Source organism: Pseudomonas sp. OST1909, assembly GCF_015277575.1.
GTDB lineage: Bacteria > Pseudomonadota > Gammaproteobacteria > Pseudomonadales > Pseudomonadaceae > Aquipseudomonas > Aquipseudomonas synxantha_A.
The window spans coordinates 1,417,480-1,438,316 of record NZ_CP063780.1 but is presented as its reverse complement, the minus strand read 5'-3'; the positions used below and the strand labels follow the sequence as shown (position 1 = coordinate 1,438,316).

General features: G+C 58.8%; 14 protein-coding genes. 7 read left to right on the top strand and 7 right to left on the bottom strand.

Annotated elements, in window-relative coordinates:
* Positions 1–53: 53 nt before the first annotated feature.
* The 7 genes from IH404_RS06335 to IH404_RS06305 form a co-directional block, all read right to left on the bottom strand.
* Complete coding sequence (locus IH404_RS06335; protein ID WP_194440155.1) at positions 54–2,069, bottom strand: hypothetical protein; 2,016 nt, start codon at positions 2,067–2,069, stop codon at positions 54–56.
* Positions 2,070–2,197: 128 nt separating this feature from the next.
* Positions 2,198–2,650, bottom strand: a complete 453-nt coding sequence (gene moaE, locus IH404_RS06330; RefSeq protein WP_005785035.1) for a molybdopterin synthase catalytic subunit MoaE — start codon at positions 2,648–2,650, stop codon at positions 2,198–2,200.
* A gap of 2 nt (positions 2,651–2,652) precedes the next feature.
* Positions 2,653–2,895, bottom strand: a complete 243-nt coding sequence (locus IH404_RS06325) for a MoaD/ThiS family protein (RefSeq protein ID WP_005785032.1) — start codon at positions 2,893–2,895, stop codon at positions 2,653–2,655.
* The gene (gene moaC, locus IH404_RS06320; RefSeq protein WP_005785030.1) at positions 2,892–3,365 is read right to left on the bottom strand and encodes a cyclic pyranopterin monophosphate synthase MoaC; all 474 of its coding nucleotides are present in this window, start codon (positions 3,363–3,365) and stop codon (positions 2,892–2,894) included. Before moaC ends, IH404_RS06325 begins: the two co-directional genes overlap by 4 nt.
* 124 nt (positions 3,366–3,489) lie before the next feature.
* On the bottom strand, positions 3,490–7,218 hold the full coding sequence (locus IH404_RS06315; RefSeq protein ID WP_005785027.1) for an autotransporter serine protease: 3,729 nt from the start codon (positions 7,216–7,218) through the stop codon (positions 3,490–3,492).
* A gap of 298 nt (positions 7,219–7,516) precedes the next feature.
* Positions 7,517–8,911, bottom strand: a complete 1,395-nt coding sequence (locus IH404_RS06310) for a PhoH family protein (protein ID WP_005785025.1) — start codon at positions 8,909–8,911, stop codon at positions 7,517–7,519.
* A gap of 340 nt (positions 8,912–9,251) precedes the next feature.
* Positions 9,252–10,376, bottom strand: coding sequence for a polysaccharide deacetylase family protein (locus IH404_RS06305; RefSeq protein WP_005785023.1), 1,125 nt, complete (start codon positions 10,374–10,376; stop codon positions 9,252–9,254).
* Positions 10,377–10,496: 120 nt separating this feature from the next.
* Between IH404_RS06305 and yaaA the strand changes: the two genes are divergently transcribed.
* The 7 genes from yaaA (at position 10,497) to algG (ending at position 20,827) form a co-directional block, all read left to right on the top strand.
* On the top strand, positions 10,497–11,276 hold the full coding sequence (gene yaaA / locus IH404_RS06300; protein ID WP_005785021.1) for a peroxide stress protein YaaA: 780 nt from the start codon (positions 10,497–10,499) through the stop codon (positions 11,274–11,276).
* An 878-nt stretch (positions 11,277–12,154) separates the two neighbouring features.
* Positions 12,155–13,471, top strand: a complete 1,317-nt coding sequence (locus IH404_RS06295) for a nucleotide sugar dehydrogenase (RefSeq protein ID WP_014717010.1) — start codon at positions 12,155–12,157, stop codon at positions 13,469–13,471.
* A gap of 83 nt (positions 13,472–13,554) precedes the next feature.
* Positions 13,555–15,036 (top strand): mannuronan synthase, encoded by a 1,482-nt coding sequence (alg8, locus tag IH404_RS06290; RefSeq protein WP_005785017.1) that lies wholly within the window; start codon positions 13,555–13,557, stop codon positions 15,034–15,036.
* A gap of 37 nt (positions 15,037–15,073) precedes the next feature.
* The gene (locus tag IH404_RS06285) at positions 15,074–16,240 is read left to right on the top strand and encodes an alginate biosynthesis protein Alg44 (protein WP_005785015.1); all 1,167 of its coding nucleotides are present in this window, start codon (positions 15,074–15,076) and stop codon (positions 16,238–16,240) included.
* A 110-nt stretch (positions 16,241–16,350) separates the two neighbouring features.
* A complete protein-coding gene (gene algK, locus IH404_RS06280) occupies positions 16,351–17,772 on the top strand; it encodes an alginate biosynthesis TPR repeat lipoprotein AlgK (RefSeq protein ID WP_194440653.1) in 1,422 nt (473 codons plus the stop codon).
* Positions 17,769–19,259: an alginate export family protein gene (locus tag IH404_RS06275; protein ID WP_005785011.1), complete on the top strand. Its 1,491-nt coding sequence runs from the start codon at positions 17,769–17,771 to the stop codon at positions 19,257–19,259. The genes algK and IH404_RS06275 overlap by 4 nt, the downstream gene beginning before the upstream one ends.
* Positions 19,259–20,827: a mannuronan 5-epimerase AlgG gene (gene algG, locus IH404_RS06270; protein ID WP_005785009.1), complete on the top strand. Its 1,569-nt coding sequence runs from the start codon at positions 19,259–19,261 to the stop codon at positions 20,825–20,827. The genes IH404_RS06275 and algG overlap by 1 nt, the downstream gene beginning before the upstream one ends.
* Positions 20,828–20,837 lie beyond the last annotated feature (10 nt).

The following is a 20,837-nucleotide window of genomic DNA, read 5'->3' as shown; positions in this document are numbered from 1 at the left end:
TCCGACACTTAACGTAGAATCCAGAATGAGAGAAAGCAAAAACCCACAACACTCTAAACATCCGTCAAACCAAGCTTATCTCCGTCATATAATTGCTCAATTCGAAAAACATGTTCGCATCCGTAATTATCCCACAAGCGCCAAACACTATTATTATCCCTGCTACCCGTTATATTATATTCCCCACAAAAACGAACAGCTCGCATTATTGTCGATCGCCGATTGAACCTGACAGAATCTCCGGATGGATTGGGGTGTCCGCTAAAAATATCCCCTATCAAAACTGAAGCATTAACAGTATCTTTATTAATCACCACCCCGCCCTTTGCAAATGAACTTTGCTTGTTTCTTGTAAAATAGGAGGTGCGAAAATTCCATCCTTCAGCAGGAATTGACGCAGGGGAGTCAAGACCTCTATTTACAAGAAATCGCAAACCCGCCGGGGGTGTCCAATAATAAACATCGACATCACACAGATTATCACTATAAGCATCATTATCGACATACTCGACAAGCTGGCTCGTTGACAACGCATAGGGTAGTGTTGCGCGAATCGTTACATACGAGTCAAAGGCAACATCATCATCACTGTAGTTAGTGGTGTACGTCACCCCACCTAATTCGATTGACGCCATGAATCTGCGCTCTTCGATGGGCACACTCGGATCCACACGTAAATAGCGCTCTACGATCTCGACTTGTCGCTGAGCGTGCCCAGCCACGACCTCTGGTTTTTGATCCGGCCTTACCTCATCGATACGTGTACGCCATAGACCCGTATCGTAAATGTTCTTCTCCTTATCACAACTCCAACCTTCAGGAAGCGGCTCATTGACATTTGGCGAGTAGAGCGTAATGGTCAAGCTATTACGCTCCGCATCCGACAGCCTGGCAGGTATCCAATACCCACCAGCATCCAGTTGTTCAACAACAACCTCAACGACCACCTTGCATTGATGACGCCCATTGGCATACAGCTCATCGGTAACGGACCCGCCACCGGGCAACATGATTTTAAAAAGAATGAGCTTGAGGGTCCGAACGATCTCGCCGGTCAATTTAAAAAAAGGAACGCCAGGAAGATTCAGTGGATCTGTGTGTTTCACTAAAAATTTTTGCTCAGTGCCATAGTTATCCAACACCCGCCAAAAACTCTTCGCGTCGCGATTCTCAGGCACCAGTGGGGACTTCAACCTGATCGCACGCAGCACAGTCGCTCTTTTGTTAAACGGGATTAAGGGATCGGGAGAGGGTGCAGGAAGCCCTGCATCAATCTCATGCAGATGAAGTGTCGAGTCAAGCTCATCCTTGTTTATAAAGGTTCCTACCCTGCTTGAAGTAGTGTTATCGATAGGCGAATGCCACGATAAAACGCTGTGAAAATCCTTACCCTCCCCCGGCAAACCCAGCGGGCTATCAAAACCCATATTTTTTACTACCCACAAGCCTCCTGGTGGGGTCCAGTAGTAAACATCCACCAAGGTGCGATAAGGAGGCGCACTGGAGTAGGCGAGATAATCCACATAAAGATCCATATCGTCCGCATCCCAGCTCATTGGGCGAACAGGGTTAATCGTGATAAAAGACTCAAAAACGGCGTCGCGCTTAAAGCTGTAAGTTGTGTAAACACAACTATCTATGGTCACACACGCCATAAATACTGCTGGCCCGATGGGTGCGTCCGGAGCGCAACGTAAATAGCGCTTGATAGGTTCCTCCAATGAACGCTCAAGACGTTTTTCCAAGTCGTTGCCCGGCTCCAGCGGCAGTGATTTATCCCGCCAAAGCCCAAGCGTGAATTGATTTTTTTCTACATCGCAGCTCCACCCGGGTGTGAGGGTTTGATTGCCATGTTCTGAGCATTCGACAACGGTAACACTGGCGCGTTCTTCATCAGTCAAGCGCACACGGACCCACTCGTCGCCTACGCCACTGATTTCTTTAACAACGTCAATGAGGACTTCACATTGATGGCGTCCGTTGGCATAGAGCCCATTAGCCGCTTGCGTATTGGCGGGACGACTGATGCTGAACTTCGACAAACGACATTTGCTTGCTTGTGTGACCATGTCCCACCCCATCATTAAGTAAGTACTGAGATCATCAGAACCCGCAAAGAGGGGCGGAACAACTGTCAGATCTGACAGTTCTATAGATTTATTTTAAATATCGCTATCGGTTAAAAGCGCGGCAACGCCTATGATTTCCAGCGATCCGCCGCTGCGTGATCACTGTCTCGCCCATCCACCCAACGAACCCCCTCACTGGTGTTCTCCTTTTTCCAGAACGGCGCCCGCGTCTTCAGGTAATCCATCACAAACGCACAGGCGTCAAACGCCGCCTGCCGATGAGCACTGGCCGCCGCCACGAACACAATCGGCTCACCCGGTTCCAAGGCGCCAATGCGGTGCAACACCTCCAACTTGAGCAACGGCCAACGCTGCTCAGCCTCAACGGCAATCTTGGCCAAAGCCTTTTCAGTCATGCCCGGGTAGTGCTCCAGAAACATCCCAGACACATCGCGTCCGTCATTGAAGTCACGCACGTAACCGACAAAGCTCACCACCGCGCCTACGCCCACATTGGCCGCGTGCATGGCGTTGACTTCGGCGCCCGGATCAAAGGCTTCGACCTGCACACGAATGGCCATGCTCAGCCTCCGGTCACGGGCGGGAAAAACGCGACGTCGTCACCCGCTTGCACCGGCTCATCAAGGCCGCACAGTTCTTCATTGCGTGCGCACATCAGGCTGCTCTCGTTGAGCACTGCAAACTCCGGGTCACCGGCCAGCGCCAGGCGCACAGCATCGACGGTGGCGAAATCGCCCTCCATCTCCAGAGAGTCCAAGCCTACCGCTTCAGCGTAACGCGCAAAAAACAATACGTTGATGCTCATATCTGGTCCGCCTTGAAATGCCCGCTTTTACCGCCAAGCTTTTCCAGCAGGCGAATACTTTCGATGGTCATGCCACGGTCCACCGCCTTGCACATGTCGTAGATCGTCAGCGCGGCGACGCTGGCCGCCGTCAGGGCTTCCATTTCCACGCCGGTCTGGCCGGAGAGCTTGCAGCGCGCCAGGATATGCACGGCATCCACGCCATCGGCGCGCAGTTCGACCTTGACCCCGGTGAGCATCAGCGGGTGGCACAGGGGGATCAAGTCACTGGTTTTTTTCGCCGCCTGGATCCCGGCAATGCGGGCCACGGCGAACACGTCGCCCTTGGGGTGGGCGCCATCGACAATCATTGTCAGGGTTTCGGGCAACATGCGCACCCGCGCTTCGGCCACGGCCTCACGGAACGTCACGGCTTTGTCGGTGACGTCGACCATATGGGCACGACCTTGGGAATCGAGATGAGTCAGCACAGCAATACTCCTGATCAGGAGCAGAGATTGTAAACCTGTGGGTCAAATTTGCGCAGGGCTGTTTATTCCATAGATGACTGTGGCGCGGGAGCAAGCTCCCTCGCCACAGGGCACCAGTGCAGGGTCAGAAACGGAAGGTAAACCCGGCGTTGATCCCGTTGTTGTTACCGCGGTTGGACAGCAAGCCGCTGTAGTTCAGCGACACCAGGGTGTCTTTGGTCAAGGCCATTTGCGCACTGGCCTTGATCACCGCGCCATCCCGGGCGACGGGCACGCTATTAACGGCAAAAGCAGTGTCGCTGCCGGCAAACTTCAGCGAGGCTTCGCGATCGGTATCACCGAACTGATGCTCCCAACCCAGCTCACCGCGCAACGTCACTGCCGAGGTGGAGCTGACCGGCAACTGCGTATGCGCACGCAGGCCCACCGTAGAGAGCGTCGCGTCCTGGCTTTGCTTGCTGGCGTGCAAGGCAGCGGCGCCGCCTTTTTCCTTGAACGAGTCGCTCTGGTAGTTCAGGTACGTGAGGTTGGCGAAGGGTTCGAATGGGTTCCACTGGGTGTAGCCGATCTCGGCAAACACTTGGTCGGTGCGCGCATTGTAATCGGCCTTGGCATAGTCCGACTGGTTGGCGTAAGCCACCCGCCGCGAAGTATCCAGACGATGCCAGGTGGTAGCGCCGCCCAGGCGTAAGGCGATCGCCTCGAAGCGCTTACCGCCATACACCGACAGGTGGTAGTTGTCGCTGTCCGCCGAAGCCGACTGGCCATTGAGGTGGCTCTGGGTATAACCGGTCGCCGCCCCCACGCGCCAGCCGTCGCTGACCTCGGTATCCAGCCCCAGCAATACCCCACTGGTGGACGAAGAATAGCCACTGGCGTTGTTGTCACCGCTGACGTTATTGCGCCCACCGAGCAGTTGCACCCAGCCGCCGTTGTCACGGCTATCGATCTGCGCGCTGGAATCCAGGGCCTGGGCCTGTTGCAGACGAGCATTGACCGCTTCGCGAAGGTATCGACTGTCGGCCATTTGCGCCGCCGCAACATCCGAATGCAGCTGCCCCGACAATTGCTTGAATGCATCCCGAGCCTGTGCAGCGGAATCGGAAGCCAACAGGCTTTCGTAAACCGGGCTGCCGGCGCCCAGCGTCTCGGCCGCTGTCGCCACAGCCCGTTCGTTGCGGGTTTGCGCGACGCTGGCGAAGGTGGTCTGGTTGCGCGCTATCGCCAGGGTCAGTTGGTTCGGTTGGTAAGCGAGTTGCGTGCCGATGAACAGGTAGTTGGGCGCGAACGCCGCAAACTGGCCATTGATACCCTGACTGGCGCTGAGGATGTTGAACTGCTGGCCCAGCAAACTGCGCGCCTCGCTGGCGGACAGCAGGTTGGGACTGTTCTCCAGGGACACGTTCACCACACCGCCATTGAGGGTCGCCACGCCGCTGCTCTGGATCTGGTCGCTGCGGCCATTGGCCCCCACTTCAACGGCATACACCGAGCCAGGGTTGAAGGTCACGTCGCCGGTACGCAGCGTGCCAATCGAATGCCCCGGCGCCACGCGCCCGCCAGTGTTGACGGTCAGGGCGCCCACCGTGCCGTTGCCGGCCAGGGTGCCGCCCACTGTGGTCATTACGCCATTGTCAGCATTACGCGTGCCCACGGCACTGCCATCCACCGTCACGGCAGAGGTCAACGCACCGTCCACCGACAATGTGCCTCCGCGCACCCAGGTGCTACCTGAATAGGTGTTCTGGCCTTCCAACACCAACTCGCCGTCACCGGACTTGACCAGGCTACCGACGTAGGTGGCGCCGGTGAGCAAGTCCTGGCCACGGGTGAGCGTCGCCTGCTCCCGTGCATGACCGATCTCGTATTCGAACTGATCATCGGCCGAGGCACTGGTGGGCAGGCCATTGAGCCAGCCCTTCTGCTGCTTGGTCGCCGCCCAGGTGGCCTGCTCGGCAGCGTCTTCCACACGGCGGGCGCGAATGGCTTCATCGGAAATCGGGTTGGCCCAGATATCGCGGGTACCGGTAGGCAAGGCCACCGCCACGGCACCCAGGAACTGCCCCGGCCCTTGCATCGCTTTTTGCAGATTGGGCAGGCCCCATCCGCTGACCACACCCGGCACTTGCGGCGTTCCCGGCGCGGCATCATGCACCGGTTGCAGGTTGTCGTAGGTGCGCCCTCCCGTCAGCTCGCCCACGGGCGTGTCCGCACCGTCCGGCGCCTGCAGGCTGGAGGTGGTGAGCAACACATCCCGCGCCTGGCTGGCGGTCATGTAGGGAAAGCGCTGGATCACCAAGGCCAAGGCGCCGGAAACGCTCGGCGCCGCCGCGGAGGTACCATTGGCATTCGGGATGATTTCGCCCTCAGGCCCGGCAGACGGGATGCCCGATACGCCCATTACACACCACCACTTCGAGGTGCCGCAGCGGTTGTAGACCTGGGCGCTGGTCTCGTCATAGCCGGTGATCGCGAGGAACTTGCCTTCGATATCCGGCTTGAAAAACGGCAGGTTCGCGTTGGTGTCAGGGTTGGCACCATGGCTGTCGTTGCCCGCCGAGATGATCTGGATAAAGCTGTTTTGCCGTGCAGTGTCGGCCATGGCGTCCATCCAGGTTTTGTGCCCGGCGTGGGCCTTGTCCCAGAACGGGCGATAGGCGGCGGTCATGTCCCGCAGGTTTTGCGCGGCGCTGTCGCCGACATTGCCAAAGTGGTTCTCCACGTCATCGCGCGAGCTTTGCCCCCAGCTCTGGTTGACGATCGACACGTTCTTCGCCGCCAGGGCGTTGTAGCTGGCCATGAACGCGTTGTAGTCGAGGTCGTTGGAGCCCTGGTACCGATCGTTGTCGCTGCCGCCTGTGTTGGCGACAAAGATATTCGCATCGAAGGCAATGCCGTGCATACCGGTGCCGTTGCGATTGGCGCCGAGCACACCGGACATTTCCGTACCGTGGCCATCGTTGAACGCCGGGTCATACTCACCGGGAATACTGAAATGTTCACCCTGCTTGAACTCGCCGCTGGGCACTTCAAGGCGGTAGCGCGGATGAGTGGCGTAGTACTCGCCAGTGGAAGTCACCGCCTGCACTCGGTCCTGGCCCTGGGCATTCTTGCCCTGGAATTCGAAGTGCCGGGTGAGGATGCCCGAGTCCAGCACGCCGACATTCACACCCTTGCCGGTGATGCCCAGGGCATAGGCGTAATACGCGTTGGTGCGGTCCAGGCCAGAGTTGACCTGGGCTTCCGGGGTCTTCCAGGTTTGCGCGTTGGCGCTCCAGTCACGGGTCGCGCCGGCCCAGGATTGCCCGGCGTTCAGTTGCCCAGTGAGATTGCTGCTCACACCCGGCTCTACGTAGGTATAGGGCTTGGCGGCCGGCAGGTTGGCGATGATGGCCTTGGAGAAATCGAGAATATTGGTGGTGTAGCGACCATTGTTGCTGAACAGCCGGCTGCGGTAGTAATCCAGGCGCGAGGTGTAGTCCAGCGGTCGCCGTGTATCGCCGAGCATGGCGCCGATGGTGAGGTTTTCAGGCTGTAGTTCGTAGTTCTGCTTGAGGGCCGAATCGAACTTGCCGGACTGGGCGGCGAAGTCCTTGGCCGCCAGGTCGACGATATCCGCGTAGGCAAACCGCAGGTTCTTGTACACCTCAGTGTCGGAGCCGAAGGAGGCGACGGCTTTGCGAAATGCCGACTCCAGTACCTGGGAGGTGTAGGGATTGTCGTCCGCCCAGGCCAATGAGCCCTGGCCCAGCCAGAGGGCCAGGCCGAGTGCGATAGGTGTCAGGGGTATCTGCTTGAAACGAGTGGCGTGCTTGCGTTGCGACAAAGTGAAGCCATTACCTGCTACGTCCATTTTCCTTTCCCTTTGGATATGTGCGTCATCAATGAGCGATGTATCGGGCTTTTGTAATAGGCAGGGTCACGGTGAAAACCCTAGACAGGTCTTCAAAACGTTCGTCGAATCAAGGAGGTGGTGTTCCGACGGGTTGTGGAGTGTTCTTATTGTTTTTACCGCGGGAAAAAATGTAACAAAATAATTACAAAAACCACAAGTACCCAGGGCGCGTTATCGCAGGCAAATGTCGCCCACAACAAAAACCCCGGATTTCGTGAAAAATCCGGGGGGTTCGTGGCATTTAGCCACTTGTTGGTTACAGGTGGGATTCGGCGTATTCAGCCAGAATCGAACGAGGCACCCCTTGCAGCGCGATATGCACGCCGTTGGGGAAGTCTTTGAAACGTTCCGTCAGGTAGGTCAGCCCGGAGCTGGTCGCGGACAGGTAAGGGGTGTCGATCTGTGCCAGGTTGCCCAGGCACACCACTTTGGAACCGGCACCGGCACGGGTGATGATGGTTTTCATCTGGTGCGGGGTAAGGTTCTGGCATTCATCGATCAGTATCAGGCTCTGCTGGAAGCTGCGACCTCGGATGTAGTTGAGGGATTTGAACTGCAACGGCACTTTGCTGAGGATGTAATCGACGCTGCCATGGGTGTTTTCGTCATCCATGTGCAAGGCTTCGAGGTTGTCGGTGATCGCCCCCAGCCACGGCTCCATTTTTTCCGCTTCGGTTCCGGGCAAAAAGCCGATTTCCTGGTCCAGGCCCTGCACACTGCGGGTGGCGATGATGCGGCGATAGCGTTTGGTCACCATGGTCTGCTCGATGGCGGCCGCCAGGGCGAGGATGGTTTTGCCCGAGCCTGCGGCGCCGGTCAGGTTGACCAGGTGGATGTCCGGGTCGAGCAGCGCATACAGCGCCAGGCTCTGGTAGATATCACGCGGTTTCAGGCCCCAGGCTTCCTGGTGCAACAGGGGTTCCTGATGCAGGTCGAGGATCAGCAGCTTGTCGACCTGGATCTCTTTGATCCAGCCCACGAAGCCTTGTTCATCGACGATGAATTCATTGATATGCACGGCCGGCAGGTTGTCGATCAGCTGTACCTGGTGCCAGGTGCGGCCATGGTCCTGACGGGTCTCGACCTTGCTGACACGGTCCCAGAACGAACCGGTCATCATGTGATAACCCCGCGACAGCATCGACACGTCGTCGACTAGCTGGTCGGTGCTGTAGTCCTCGGCAGCGATCCCACACGCTCGTGCCTTGAGGCGCATATTGATGTCTTTGGTCACCAGCACTACGCGCAGGTCCTTGTCGCGCGCGTGCAGGTCGATCAATTGGTTGATGATCTTGTTGTCGTTCAGGTTTTCCGGCAGCAGGCTGTTGGGCTCGCTGCGCTTGCTCATCAGGATCGACAGCAAACCCTTGGGCCCGCTTTTGCCACGCTGGATCGGCACACCGACCTCAACGTCCTCGGGCGAGGCTTCGCCCAGGGTCTTGTCGATCAGACGGATGGCCTGGCGGCATTCGGCGGCGACGCTGTGGTGGCCGCTTTTGAGTTTGTCGAGCTCCTCAAGCACGATCATCGGGATGGCGACGTGGTGTTCTTCAAAGTTAAGCAATGCGTTTGGATCGTGGATCAATACGTTGGTATCAAGCACGTAAAGGATTGGCTGGTCGGAAGAAGGGTTACGTCCATGATCATCCATACTCGGTCACCTTTGTGGGAGCCAGTCGACGCAATACCTGGGCGGTGCTGCGCCTCGATTCGACCACCGAATGCACCTGAGGGACGTCAAGTGCACTGCCCACATGAGGAGTCTTGGAAGACGCCACCTGTGTCGCAGGGTTCGGCGGTCTGACTTCGTAATACCGCAAAACCCATGACAGGAAAAAGCACTTTGACGCTTTTTTGAAGTTTATTTTTCAGGATGACGAATAGCACTAGCCGAGTGCCAGCCACCCCGTTAAAGTCGGAAGTCCGCCTGCATCGAAATGTCGCAGCAAATCACCCCAGAAATGCCTCATCCTCAACGGGGCCGGGGATTTTCAGCGAAATGCCTCGCGACACTCCTGCCAACCCAAACCACTCTGCGCCGTTGCCTGCAACACCATCGGCAATGCCACTCGCGCCTTGTCCTGGGTGTCGTGATACACAATCACGCCTTTGCGCCACAGCAGCATCAGCGTCAGCACCCGCTGCGCCGATTCCTCGGCCTTGAGTTTGCCCGGATCGTCCTGGGAATCGATGTCCCACAACGCCACCTGCAAACCCTGCTGCTGGAAGAACCCCTGGCTGTCCGCACGACGCTGCCCATAAGGCGGTCGGAACAGCGGCACATAGTTTTCCGGCATCAGGTTCTGCACCAGCGCGGCACTGCGGGTGATGGAGCTTTGCCAGTCGACCCAATGGCTATGGGAACGGTATTGCCAACCCTGGATACCCACGCACTGCCCTTGGTACAGCGCCTGCACATCCGCAACAGAACTGCGCTCCACACGGCTTTGCAAACTGCTGCCGAGGGAGAAGAACGTGGCGTTCATCTTCTGCTTGCGCAGGTAGTCGGTGAGCCAGTCGGTATTACCGCCCACCAACGCCGGGCCGCCATCGAAGGTCAGCAGGAACATGCGATCGTTGAGCTCGTCGCCATTGCGCTCATGGTCGCCAAAGCGCGCCACTTCGCTACTGATCTGCGGGAACAGCGCAGCCTTGCGCAGCAGCTCATCCAGATAGCGCTCATGAAAGTGCCGGCTGGGTGCGGCCCAGCCTATATAGAACGAGTTGTCACTGACCTCGAACTTGCCGGCCTGCTCGCGCAGGTCGTCCATGTTTTCCACCAGGTAGCAGAACGAAGCATCTTCTTCGCAGCTCTGCTGGGCGAATGTGTAGTTCTCCAACAGCCGTTGCCAGAGCTGGCGACGCAGGTCGTCGATGGCCGCCAGGTTGATGATCTTCAGCCCCAGGCGTTGCTTGAGCGCGGTGTCGTCCAGGGCTTCGCTGGCAAGCAGGCCGTGGGCAAACATCAGGATTTCCGCCCGCGAGGCCACATCGAACAGCGCGGGGCTGGTGAGTTTTTCCGGCCAGGTGCTGCGGTCGAGGCTGGCGACATCCACCGGCGCCGCTTGGGCGGTGACGCACAGCAGGCAAGCCGACAATAAAAGCGCTAATCGCACACGGGGTCTTCCTTTCCAGAGTTACCGCCCATCATAGCGGATCGCATCTATCGCCATCATAGGTGGAGTCCAAACGCCCCAACCCCTAGAATCTCGCCCACGATTCCAGGAGCCAACTTCATGCTGATGGTGATTTCCCCCGCCAAAACCCTCGATTTCGAGTCCAAGCCGGTCACTGCGCGCTTTACCCAACCGCAATACCTGGACCATTCCCAGGAGCTGATAGAACAGCTGCGCGAACTGAGCCCGGCACAGATCAGCGAATTGATGCACGTCTCCGACAAGATCGGTGGCCTCAACGCCGCCCGCTTCGGCAGCTGGACGCCCGCCTTCACCCCGGCCAATGCCAAGCAGGCGCTGTTGGCTTTCAAGGGCGATGTGTACACCGGCCTCAACGCAGAGACCTTCAGCGATGCCGATTTCAGCTATGCCCAGGACCATCTGCGTATGCTCTCAGGCCTGTACGGCCTGCTGCGCCCGCTGGACCTGATGATGCCGTATCGCCTGGAGATGGGCACCAAGCTGGCCAACGCCCGGGGCAAGGACCTTTACGCGTTCTGGGGCACCCGCATCAGCGAATGGTTGAATGAGGCCCTGGCCGCACAAGGCGACGATGTGCTGCTCAACCTGGCGTCCAATGAGTACTTCTCGGCGGTCAAGCGCACGGCCCTGAATGCGCGCATCATCAACACCGAGTTCAAGGACCTGAAGAACGGCCAGTACAAGATCATCAGCTTCTACGCAAAAAAGGCCCGGGGCATGATGAGCCGCTTTGTGATTGAAGAACGCATCAACGATCCGGCCAAGCTCAAGCAGTTCGATGTGCAGGGCTATCGCTTCAATGCGGAGCAATCCAAGCCGGATAACCTGGTGTTTTTGCGCGATCACGCACCGGAGTAAGGCCTGTACAGCCACCAAAATCAAATGTGGGAGCTGGCTTGCCTGCGATAGCGCAGGGTCAGCCGGCTCACATGTTTCTGATAGACAGCTATCGCAGGCAAGCCAGCTCCCACATTTTTTGCCTGCATTTCACCTTAAGAATCGTCATTTATTTGGCGCCAGAAAAACATCCAGACACAACCCTAACGATTTTTTCACTCGACACTTGTCGGTTTTTTTCGTAGTGGCACCACTTTTTTTAATCAGTAGTGGCACAAAACTATCCTCTCGCACCAACTCCCCATAACTACTGGTCTAAATAGCAAGTGCTATCAATATAGTACCAGTGCCATCTTTTCTAATATTTCAAAAAATTTCGGGAAAGGGGATGAGCGGCCAGGAACTTCGTCCTGATGCACCGCTCATACCACCGGTAACGAAATTCTCTGTTTGCGTAAGAGATGACTTACATAACGACCAACGGAAGTAGCCAAGTTGTCATAAAACACTTTGGTTCTATGGTCATAACATCAACTGATCGAGTTAAGGGTGGCGATAAGTACGCATTGCTATCCCCTGCAGGCCAAGGCAGCGCTGACCTAAATGAGCCCGTGCAAATACACAAGGCATTGATAGAAAAGGCATTTTGCCTTCATCAGAACCTTGCCGCACCGGCGCCGGAGCCTTCCTCCAAGGAAGCACGGCTGCATTTCAGGGCAAGCCCCAATAATAAGGCCTCGTTGCGCACAACTTGAGTGCAATAGTTAGTCACTCGTTATTCAACATGCCTGCACGCGGTAAGTCGGCGTCTATTCGCCTAACTTTCGCGGCATCAGTGACGCTTGCAAACATGAACTCCGGCCATTTAATGGCATGAATTAAACAAAGAGGTAATTGCGATGCGCATCAGCATATTTGGTTTGGGTTACGTTGGCGCCGTGTGTGCCGGTTGCCTGTCTGCCCGTGGCCACGAAGTGGTCGGCGTAGACATCTCCAAGGAAAAGATCGATCTGATCAATGCGGGTAAATCGCCGATTGTTGAGCCGGGTCTTGGCGAGTTGTTGAGCCAGGGTATCCAGACCGGCCGACTGCGTGGCACTACCAACTTCGCCGAGGCGATTCGCGATACCGACCTGTCGATGATTTGCGTCGGCACGCCCAGCAAGAAGAACGGCGACCTGGAACTGAACTACATCGAGTCGGTATGCCGCGAGATCGGTTTTGTCCTGCGTGACAAGACCACCCGCCACACCATCGTGGTGCGCAGCACCGTCCTCCCGGGCACCGTCGCCAACGTTGTGATTCCAATCCTCGAAGACTGCTCCGGCAAGAAAGCCGGCGTCGACTTCGGCGTTGCGGTCAACCCGGAATTCCTGCGTGAATCCACCGCCATTGCCGACTACGACCTGCCACCAATGACCGTCATCGGCGAGTTCGATAAAGCCTCCGGCGATGTCCTGCAATCGCTGTACGAAGAACTCGACGCGCCGATCATCCGCAAGGACATCGCCGTCGCCGAAATGATCAAGTACACCTGCAACGTGTGGCACGCCACCAAAGTCACCTTCGCCAACGAGATCGGCAACATCGCCAAGGCTGTCGGCGTCGATGGTCGTGAAGTGATGGAAGTGGTCTGCCAGGACAAGACCCTCAACCTGTCCCAGTACTACATGCGCCCTGGCTTCGCTTTCGGCGGTTCGTGCCTGCCAAAAGACGTGCGTGCCCTGACCTACCGCGCCGGTTCCCTGGACGTGGAAGCGCCGCTGCTCAACTCGCTGATGCGCAGCAACGAATCGCAAGTGCAAAACGCCTTCGACATCGTCTCCAGCCACGACAAGCGCAAAGTCGCCCTGCTGGGCCTGAGCTTCAAGGCCGGTACCGATGACCTGCGTGAAAGCCCATTGGTAGAACTGGCGGAAATGCTGATCGGCAAGGGCTACGACCTGAGCATCTACGACAGCAACGTCGAGTACGCCCGTGTGCACGGCGCGAACAAGGACTACATCGAAGGCAAGATCCCGCACGTGTCGTCCCTGCTCAACTCGGATTTCGATGATGTGATCAACAACTCCGACGTGATCATCCTCGGTAACCGTGACGAGAAGTTCCGTGCCCTGGCGCATAACGCTCCGGAAGGCAAGCAAGTGGTCGACCTGGTGGGCTTCATGTCCAAGGCCACCAGCGTGAGTGGCCGTACTGAAGGTATTTGCTGGTAACAGCAACGGCAAGTTTCAGGCTGCAAGTGTCTTTATCCCCAGTGCTTGCAGCCTGAAGCCTCCTCCCCTTCCGGATGACGCTTATGTCCAAGTTAAAACATGTATTTCTGCAATCGGCCGGCTGGCTGTTATTCCTCAGCCTGTTGATGGGTCTCGCCCTGCTGTTGCCGGCGAGCACCTTCGATTCGCAATCGAAGAATTTTATTTTCCTGATTGGCGCCGTGGGTATCTGGCGCTACTCGATGGGCGCCACGCATTTCTTTCGCGGCATGCTGTTTCTCTACGTGGTGTACCCGCACCTGCGCCGCAAAGTGCGCAAGCTGGGCAAGGCCGCCGACCCGTCCCATGTGTTCCTGATGGTCACCAGTTTTCGTATCGATGCGCTGACCACCGCCCAGGTCTACAGCTCGGTGATTCGCGAAGCCATCGAATGCGGTTTCCCTACCACCGTGGTCTGCTCGCTGGTGGAAATGTCCGATGAGCTGCTGGTGAAAAGCCTCTGGGAAAAGATGAACCCACCGGCCCACGTCAAGCTCGACTTCGTGCGCATTGCCGGCACCGGCAAGCGCGACGGCCTGGCCTTCGGCTTCCGTGCCATCTCCCGCCACCTGCCGGATGACCGTGCCGTGGTAGCCGTGATCGATGGCGACACCGTGCTCGCCGAAGGCGTGGTCCGCAAGACCGTCCCCTGGTTCCAGCTGTTCGGCAATGTCGGTGGCCTGACCACCAACGAATTCTGCGAAGTGCGCGGCGGCTACATCATGAGCGAGTGGCACAAGCTGCGCTTCGCCCAGCGCCACATCAACATGTGCTCCATGGCCCTGTCCAAGCGCGTGCTGACCATGACCGGGCGCATGTCGGTGTTTCGCGCCAGCGTAGTGACTGACCCGGGCTTTATCGCCGATGTGGAAAGCGACTCGCTGCAACACTGGCGCCTGGGGCGCTTCAAGTTCCTCACCGGCGATGACAAGTCCAGCTGGTTCAGCCTGATGCGCCTGGGCTACGACACCTTCTACGTACCGGACGCCGCCATCAACACCGTGGAACACCCGCCGGAAAAGAGCTTTATCAAAGCCAGCCGTAAACTGATGTTCCGCTGGTATGGCAACAACCTGCGCCAGAACTCCCGTGCCCTCGGCCTGGGCGTGCGTCGCCTCGGCGTGTTCACCAGCGTGGTGCTGTTCGACCAGCGCGTGTCGATGTGGACCTCCCTGCTCGGCCTGACCGTGGCGATGATCGCCACGTTCAAGTATGGCGGCGCGTTCATCCTCGCGTACCTGCTGTGGATCGGTATCACCCGCCTGATCCTGACCCTGTTGCTGTCGTGCTCAGGCCACAAGATCGGCCCGGCCTACCCGCTGATTCTCTATTACAACCAGATCATGGGCGCGTTGGTGAAGATCTACGTGTTCTTCCGCCTTGATCAACAGTCCTGGACCCGCCAGGACACCAAACTGACCCGCGATTTGGCCAGCTTTCAACGTTGGTTCAACACCTGGTCGTCTCGGACCATGACCTTCTCCGCCGGCAGCATCTTCGTTGCCGTGTTGCTGATGATGGTCTGACCCTGCCAAGCCTGAATTAACTAGGAAATCGAATACTATGAACAGCCAAGTAAACGCCAACGTTGTCCACGAATCCGAAGCCCAGCGCCAGCACGCCCGGGTCAAAATCCCGGCCAAGCTGCGCTTCTTCAACAGCGACCGCACGCCGACCGAAGCACGCGTGATCGACCTGTCCGCCGGTGGCCTGGCCTTTACCGCCACCCAGCCGCTCACCGTCGGCCAAGTGCACAAGGGCCGCCTGCAGTTCGTGATCGATAACCTCGGCCTGGCCATGGACGTGGAGCTGCAAATCCGCTCCTACGATCGCCAGACCGGCCGCACCGGCTGCCAGTTCCAGAACCTCGATGCCCAGGACATTTCCACCCTGCGCCACCTGATCACCTCGCACTTGTCCGGCGACATCGTGACCATGGGCGACGTGCTGGCGACGCTGCAACGCGACAACTTCACCAAGGCGCGCAAGGTCAAGGACGGCGGCAGTGGCATGACCGCGTTCGGTCGCCTGCGTGCGGTGACGTTCAGCCTGGCGATTTTCCTGGTTGGTCTGGCCGCCTTCGGTTTTGTCTTCAAATCGCTGTACGGCATGTACTTCGTCAGCCACGCCCAGGCCGGCCTTGTGAGCGTACCGGGCATGAACGTGACCATGCCGCGTGACGGCACCGTACAGAGCCTGCTCAAAGGTGACTCGGTAGCGGCCAAGGGCGCGCCACTGGCGACGTTCAGCACCAGTATGCTCGACGTACTCAAGGGCCACCTGGACGAAGACCAACTGCAACCGGCCAAGGTTGAAGAGCTGTTCGGCAAGCAAATGACCGGCACCCTCACCTCGCCATGCGATTGCGTAGTGGCCCAGCAACTGGTCGCCGATGGCCAGTACGCCAGCAAGGGCGATGTGATCTTCCAACTGGTGCCGCGTGGCAGCCAGGCTAACGTCGAAGCCCGCTTCACCTACCGCCAGTTTGGCGATGTGCGTCCAGGTACGCCGGTGAGCTTCCAGGTCGCCGACGAAGAACAGGTTCGCACCGGCACCATCGTCAGCAGCACCAGCCTGAACAGCGCCGACCTGTCCTCTGACATCCGTGTGCAGATCAAGCCCGACGCACCGCTGGACAGCACCTACGCCGGTCGCCCGGTGGAAGTCACCAGTGACCGTGGCCCATCGCTGAACTGGCTGATCGACAAAGCCATGGCTCACGGTCTGTAAGCGAGGACATGCCTGTGAACCCTATTCCAACAACACCGCTGACCTCTGTGGGAGCCGGGCTTGCCCGCGATGCAGGCGACTCGGTGCATCAGTTGCACCGCAGCGATGCCATCGCAGGCAAGCCAGCTCCCACACAGAGCAGATTTCACTTGGCCTCTGCGTACTGCGCGCTGGCACTGGCCGTGAGCCTGGCCGGTTGCGCCGGCCTGCCCGACCAACGCCTGGCCAATGAAGCCCTCAAGCGCGGCGATACCGTCACCGCGCAGCAGAATTACCAGCAACTGGCAGACCTGGGCTACAGCGAGGCCCAGGTGGGCCTGGCCGATATCCAGGTCGGCACCCGCGACCCAGCGCAAATCAAGCAGGCCGAAGCCACTTACCGTGCGGCGGCAGACACCTCGCCGCGTGCCCAAGCGCGTCTCGGTCGCCTGCTGGCGGCCAAGCCGGGCGCCACTGAGGCCGAGCACCACGAAGCCGAAAGCCTGTTGAAAAAAGCCTTTGCCAATGGCGAAGGCAACACCCTGATCCCGTTGGCGATGCTGTACCTGCAATACCCGCACAGCTTCCCCAACGTGAATGCCCAGCAGCAGATCAGCAAATGGCAAGCGGCCGGTTACCCGGAAGCCGGCCTGGCCCAGGTGCTGCTGTATCGCACCCAGGGCACTTACGACCAGCACCTGGATGATGTGGAGCGCATCTGCAAGGCCGCGTTGAACACCACCGATATCTGCTATGTCGAACTGGCCACGGTCTATCAGAAAAAACAGCAGCCTGAACAACAGGCCGAATTGCTCAAGCAGATGGAAGCAGGCTTCAGCCGTGGCAGCGTCACCGCCCAGCGCGTCGACAGCGTCGCCCGCGTACTCGGCGATGCCACCCTCGGCACCCCGGACGAAAAAACCGCCCAGGCTTTGCTTGAAAAAATCGCCCCCGGCTACCCGGCGTCCTGGGTCAGCCTGGCGCAGTTGCTCTACGACTTCCCCGAACTGGGCGATGTCGAGCAGATGATGAAGTACCTCGACAACGGCCGCGCCGCCGACCAGCCGCGCGCCGAATTGCTGCTGGGCAAGCTCTACTACGAAGGCAAGTGGGTGCCAGCCGACGCCAAGGCCGCCGAGGCGCATTTCGAAAAAGCCGTGGGCCGTGAAGTGGCCGCCGATTACTACCTCGGCCAGATCTACCGCCGTGGCTACCTGGGCAAGGTCTACCCGCAAAAGGCCTTGGACCACTTGCTGACCGCTGCGCGCAACGGCCAGAACAGCGCCGACTTTGCCATTGCCCAACTGTTTTCCCAAGGCAAGGGCACCAAGCCCGACCCATTGAACGCCTATGTCTTCAGCCAGTTGGCCAAGGCCCAGGACACGCCAGAGGCCAATGACCTGGCCACCCAGCTCGAAGCGCCGTTGACCCCTGAGCAACGCGCCGAGGGCCAACGCCTGGTGCAACAGGAACTGGCCGCCCGCGGCACCCTGGCCCAAAGCACGCTGCAACTGCACGCCCTGCAAGAAGAAGACGGCGAGGAATCCCTATGAAGCTCAACCCATTCGTCAAGGCCGGTATCGGCCTGTCCTTCGCCCTGCTGTGGTCGTGCCCGACCCTGGCCGCGCTGACCGAAGCCAAGAACTTCGGCCTGGAAGTCAAAGCCACCGCGCAGTCCGAAGACGACCGCGACCTGGGCACCCAGAAAGGCGGCGACGTCAACGGTATCGGCCTTGACCTGCGCCCCTGGATCTACGGCGAAAGCGGCGCGTGGAGCGCCTATGCCATGGGCCAGGCGGTGGTGTCCAGCGACATCATCGAGACCGACACCCTGCAACAGTCGGCCGATGACACCACCGAGCAGCAGTCGAGCAACGACGACCGCAAGGCCAAGAAAAACTATCTGGCCCTGCGCGAGTTCTGGGTCGGCTACAGCGGCTTCACGCCCTACCCCGGCGAGATCCTCAAGTTCGGTCGCCAGCGCCTGCGCAATGACGACGGCCAATGGCGCGACACCAACATCGAAGCGCTGAACTGGACCTTCGACACCACCTTGCTCAAGGCCAATGTCGGCGCCGCCGAACGCTTCAGCGAATACCGCACCGACCTCAAGGAACTCTCGCCAGTGGACAAGGACCGCCAGCACTTCTACGCCGACGCCGCCTACCAGTGGACGCCGGGCCAGTGGATCGGCCTGCGCGGCCACCACACCCATGACGACGGCAAGCTCGATTACGCCGAACCGGGTGTGGCCAGTGACCCGTTGGACAAGCGCGAAAACGGCGACCTGACCTGGCTCGGTATCGAAGCCAACAGCGATGCTTACAACTGGCGCAACACCAACACCGTCAACTACTGGGCCAGCATCACCGGCATGCGCGGCGACCGCGACAAGGTCAACGCCTTGAACGCCGACGGCACGCGCCCCACCAGCGCCAAGCGCAGCGATGACCTCAGCGGCTGGGCCACCGACATCGGTGTGCGCCTGCGCCTGGACCCGCAATGGCAAGTCGGCGCGGCCTATTCCCGTGCCAGCGCCGAATACGAACAGAACGGCCTGCAAAGCAACCGTTCGAACTGGACCGGCACCCAGTCCCGCGTGCACCGTTTCGGTGAAGCGTTTCGCGGCGAGATGAACAACATGCAGTCCATGAGCCTGTTCGGTTCCTGGCAGCTGCGCGAGGACTACGACGCCAGCCTGGTGTACCACAAGTTCTGGCGCGTGGACGGCAACAAGCCGGTGGGCAGCAACGGTATCGATGCGGTGCAGAACAACACCGACGACGTCACCGGCGCGATCCTCTCCAGCACCTCCCTGCCGCTGGAAGATGGCAAGAAGGACCTCGGCCAGGAGATGGACCTGGTGGTCACCAAGTACTTCAAGAAAGGCTTGCTGCCCGCCGCGCTGAGCCAGTCGATCGACGAGCCATCGGCCCTGGTGCGCTTGCGCGCCGGCGTGTTCAAGCCGGGCGACGCCTACGGCAGCCAGGTCGACTCCTACATGCACCGCGCGTTTGTCGACGTGGTCTGGAAATTCTGATGGGAGCCTGCGCCATGAATGCTCAAAGCCTACTCGTCGCGGCAATGCTGATGGCCAGCGCCACAGCGTTTGCCGATACGGCGGCCAAGGCGCCGATCATCGCCAAGGAACTGCAACAGGCCAAGACCTACACTATTTCCAGCCCGCCCACCGCGCCGCTGGAAATGGCCAAGCCGGCGCTGCCCGATCTGTCGGGCTACACCGCCGCCGCGATGGAAAAGAAGATCATCAAGACCAAGGCGGGCAAAATCAGCATCCGCCGCATGATGCAGGAAGACGCGCTCAAGGACTTTATCGGCGGCGATAACAAGATGGCCGAATGGGTGGTGCGCCAGCATGGCATCCCCCAGGCAATCTTTGTCGACGACGGCTACATGAACCTCAAGGACCTACTGGGCAAGGTGCCCAAGCAGTACTTCAGCGAAACGTCGCCGGGTGTCTTTTTGGCCAAACTGCCGATTGTGGTCGGACGCAAGGGCATCCTCGATATCGACAAGAACACCCAGGAATTGCGCCTGTCCCAGCAAGCTGGCTCATTTTTGATCAACGACGGCCAGTTGTTCGTACGTGACACCAAGGTCACCGGCTGGGATGAAAAAACCAACGGCCCTGCCCTGTTCAAATCGCCCAAGGAGTTCCGCCCATTCCTGCTGGCCTGGGGCGGCACTGAGACCTATATCTCCAAGACCAAGATGGCCAGCTTCGGCTACGCCAACAGTAAGTCCTACGGGGTGAGTATTTCCCAGTACACGCCGAACATGGCCAAGGTGCTCAAGCGTCCCGAGCCGACCGGTTGGATCATCGACTCCGAGTTCTCGGACATGTGGTACGGCTTCTACTGCTACGAGACCACAGGCTTTGTGATCAAGGGCAATACCTACAAAGACAACATCGTCTACGGCATTGACCCCCACGACCGCTCCCACGGCCTGATCATCGCCGACAACACGGTGTACGGCACCAAGAAGAAGCACGGCATCATCATTTCGCGGGAAGTGAACGACAGCTTCATCTTCAATAACCGCAGCTACGACAACAAGCTCTCGGGCCTGGTGATCGACCGTAACAGCGTGAACAACCTGATCGCCGACAACGAGATCTACCGTAACCACACCGACGGCATCACTCTCTATGAGAGCGGTGACAACCTGCTGTGGGGCAACAAGGTGATCAGCAACCGTCGCCACGGCATCCGCGTGCGTAACAGCGTGAACATCAAGCTCTACGAAAACACCTCGATGGCCAACGGCCTGACCGGCGTGTACGGCCACATCAAGGACTTGACCGACACCGACCGCGACATCGCCCTCGACCCATTCGATGCCAAGGTCTCGCTGATCGTGGTGGGTGGTGAACTGGCGGGTAACGGCAGCGGGCCGCTGTCCATCGATTCGCCGTTGAGTATCGAGTTGTATCGCGTGTCGATGCTGGCGCCGACCAAATCCAGCGGCATCAGCTTCTCCGGCATTCTGGGCGATCGCCAGGAAGAAATTCTCGACCTGCTGGTGCGCCAGCAGAAAGCCGTGCTGATCGACCCCGTCGAACGCCAGACCGAATTGCAGGACTGAGGATGACCCT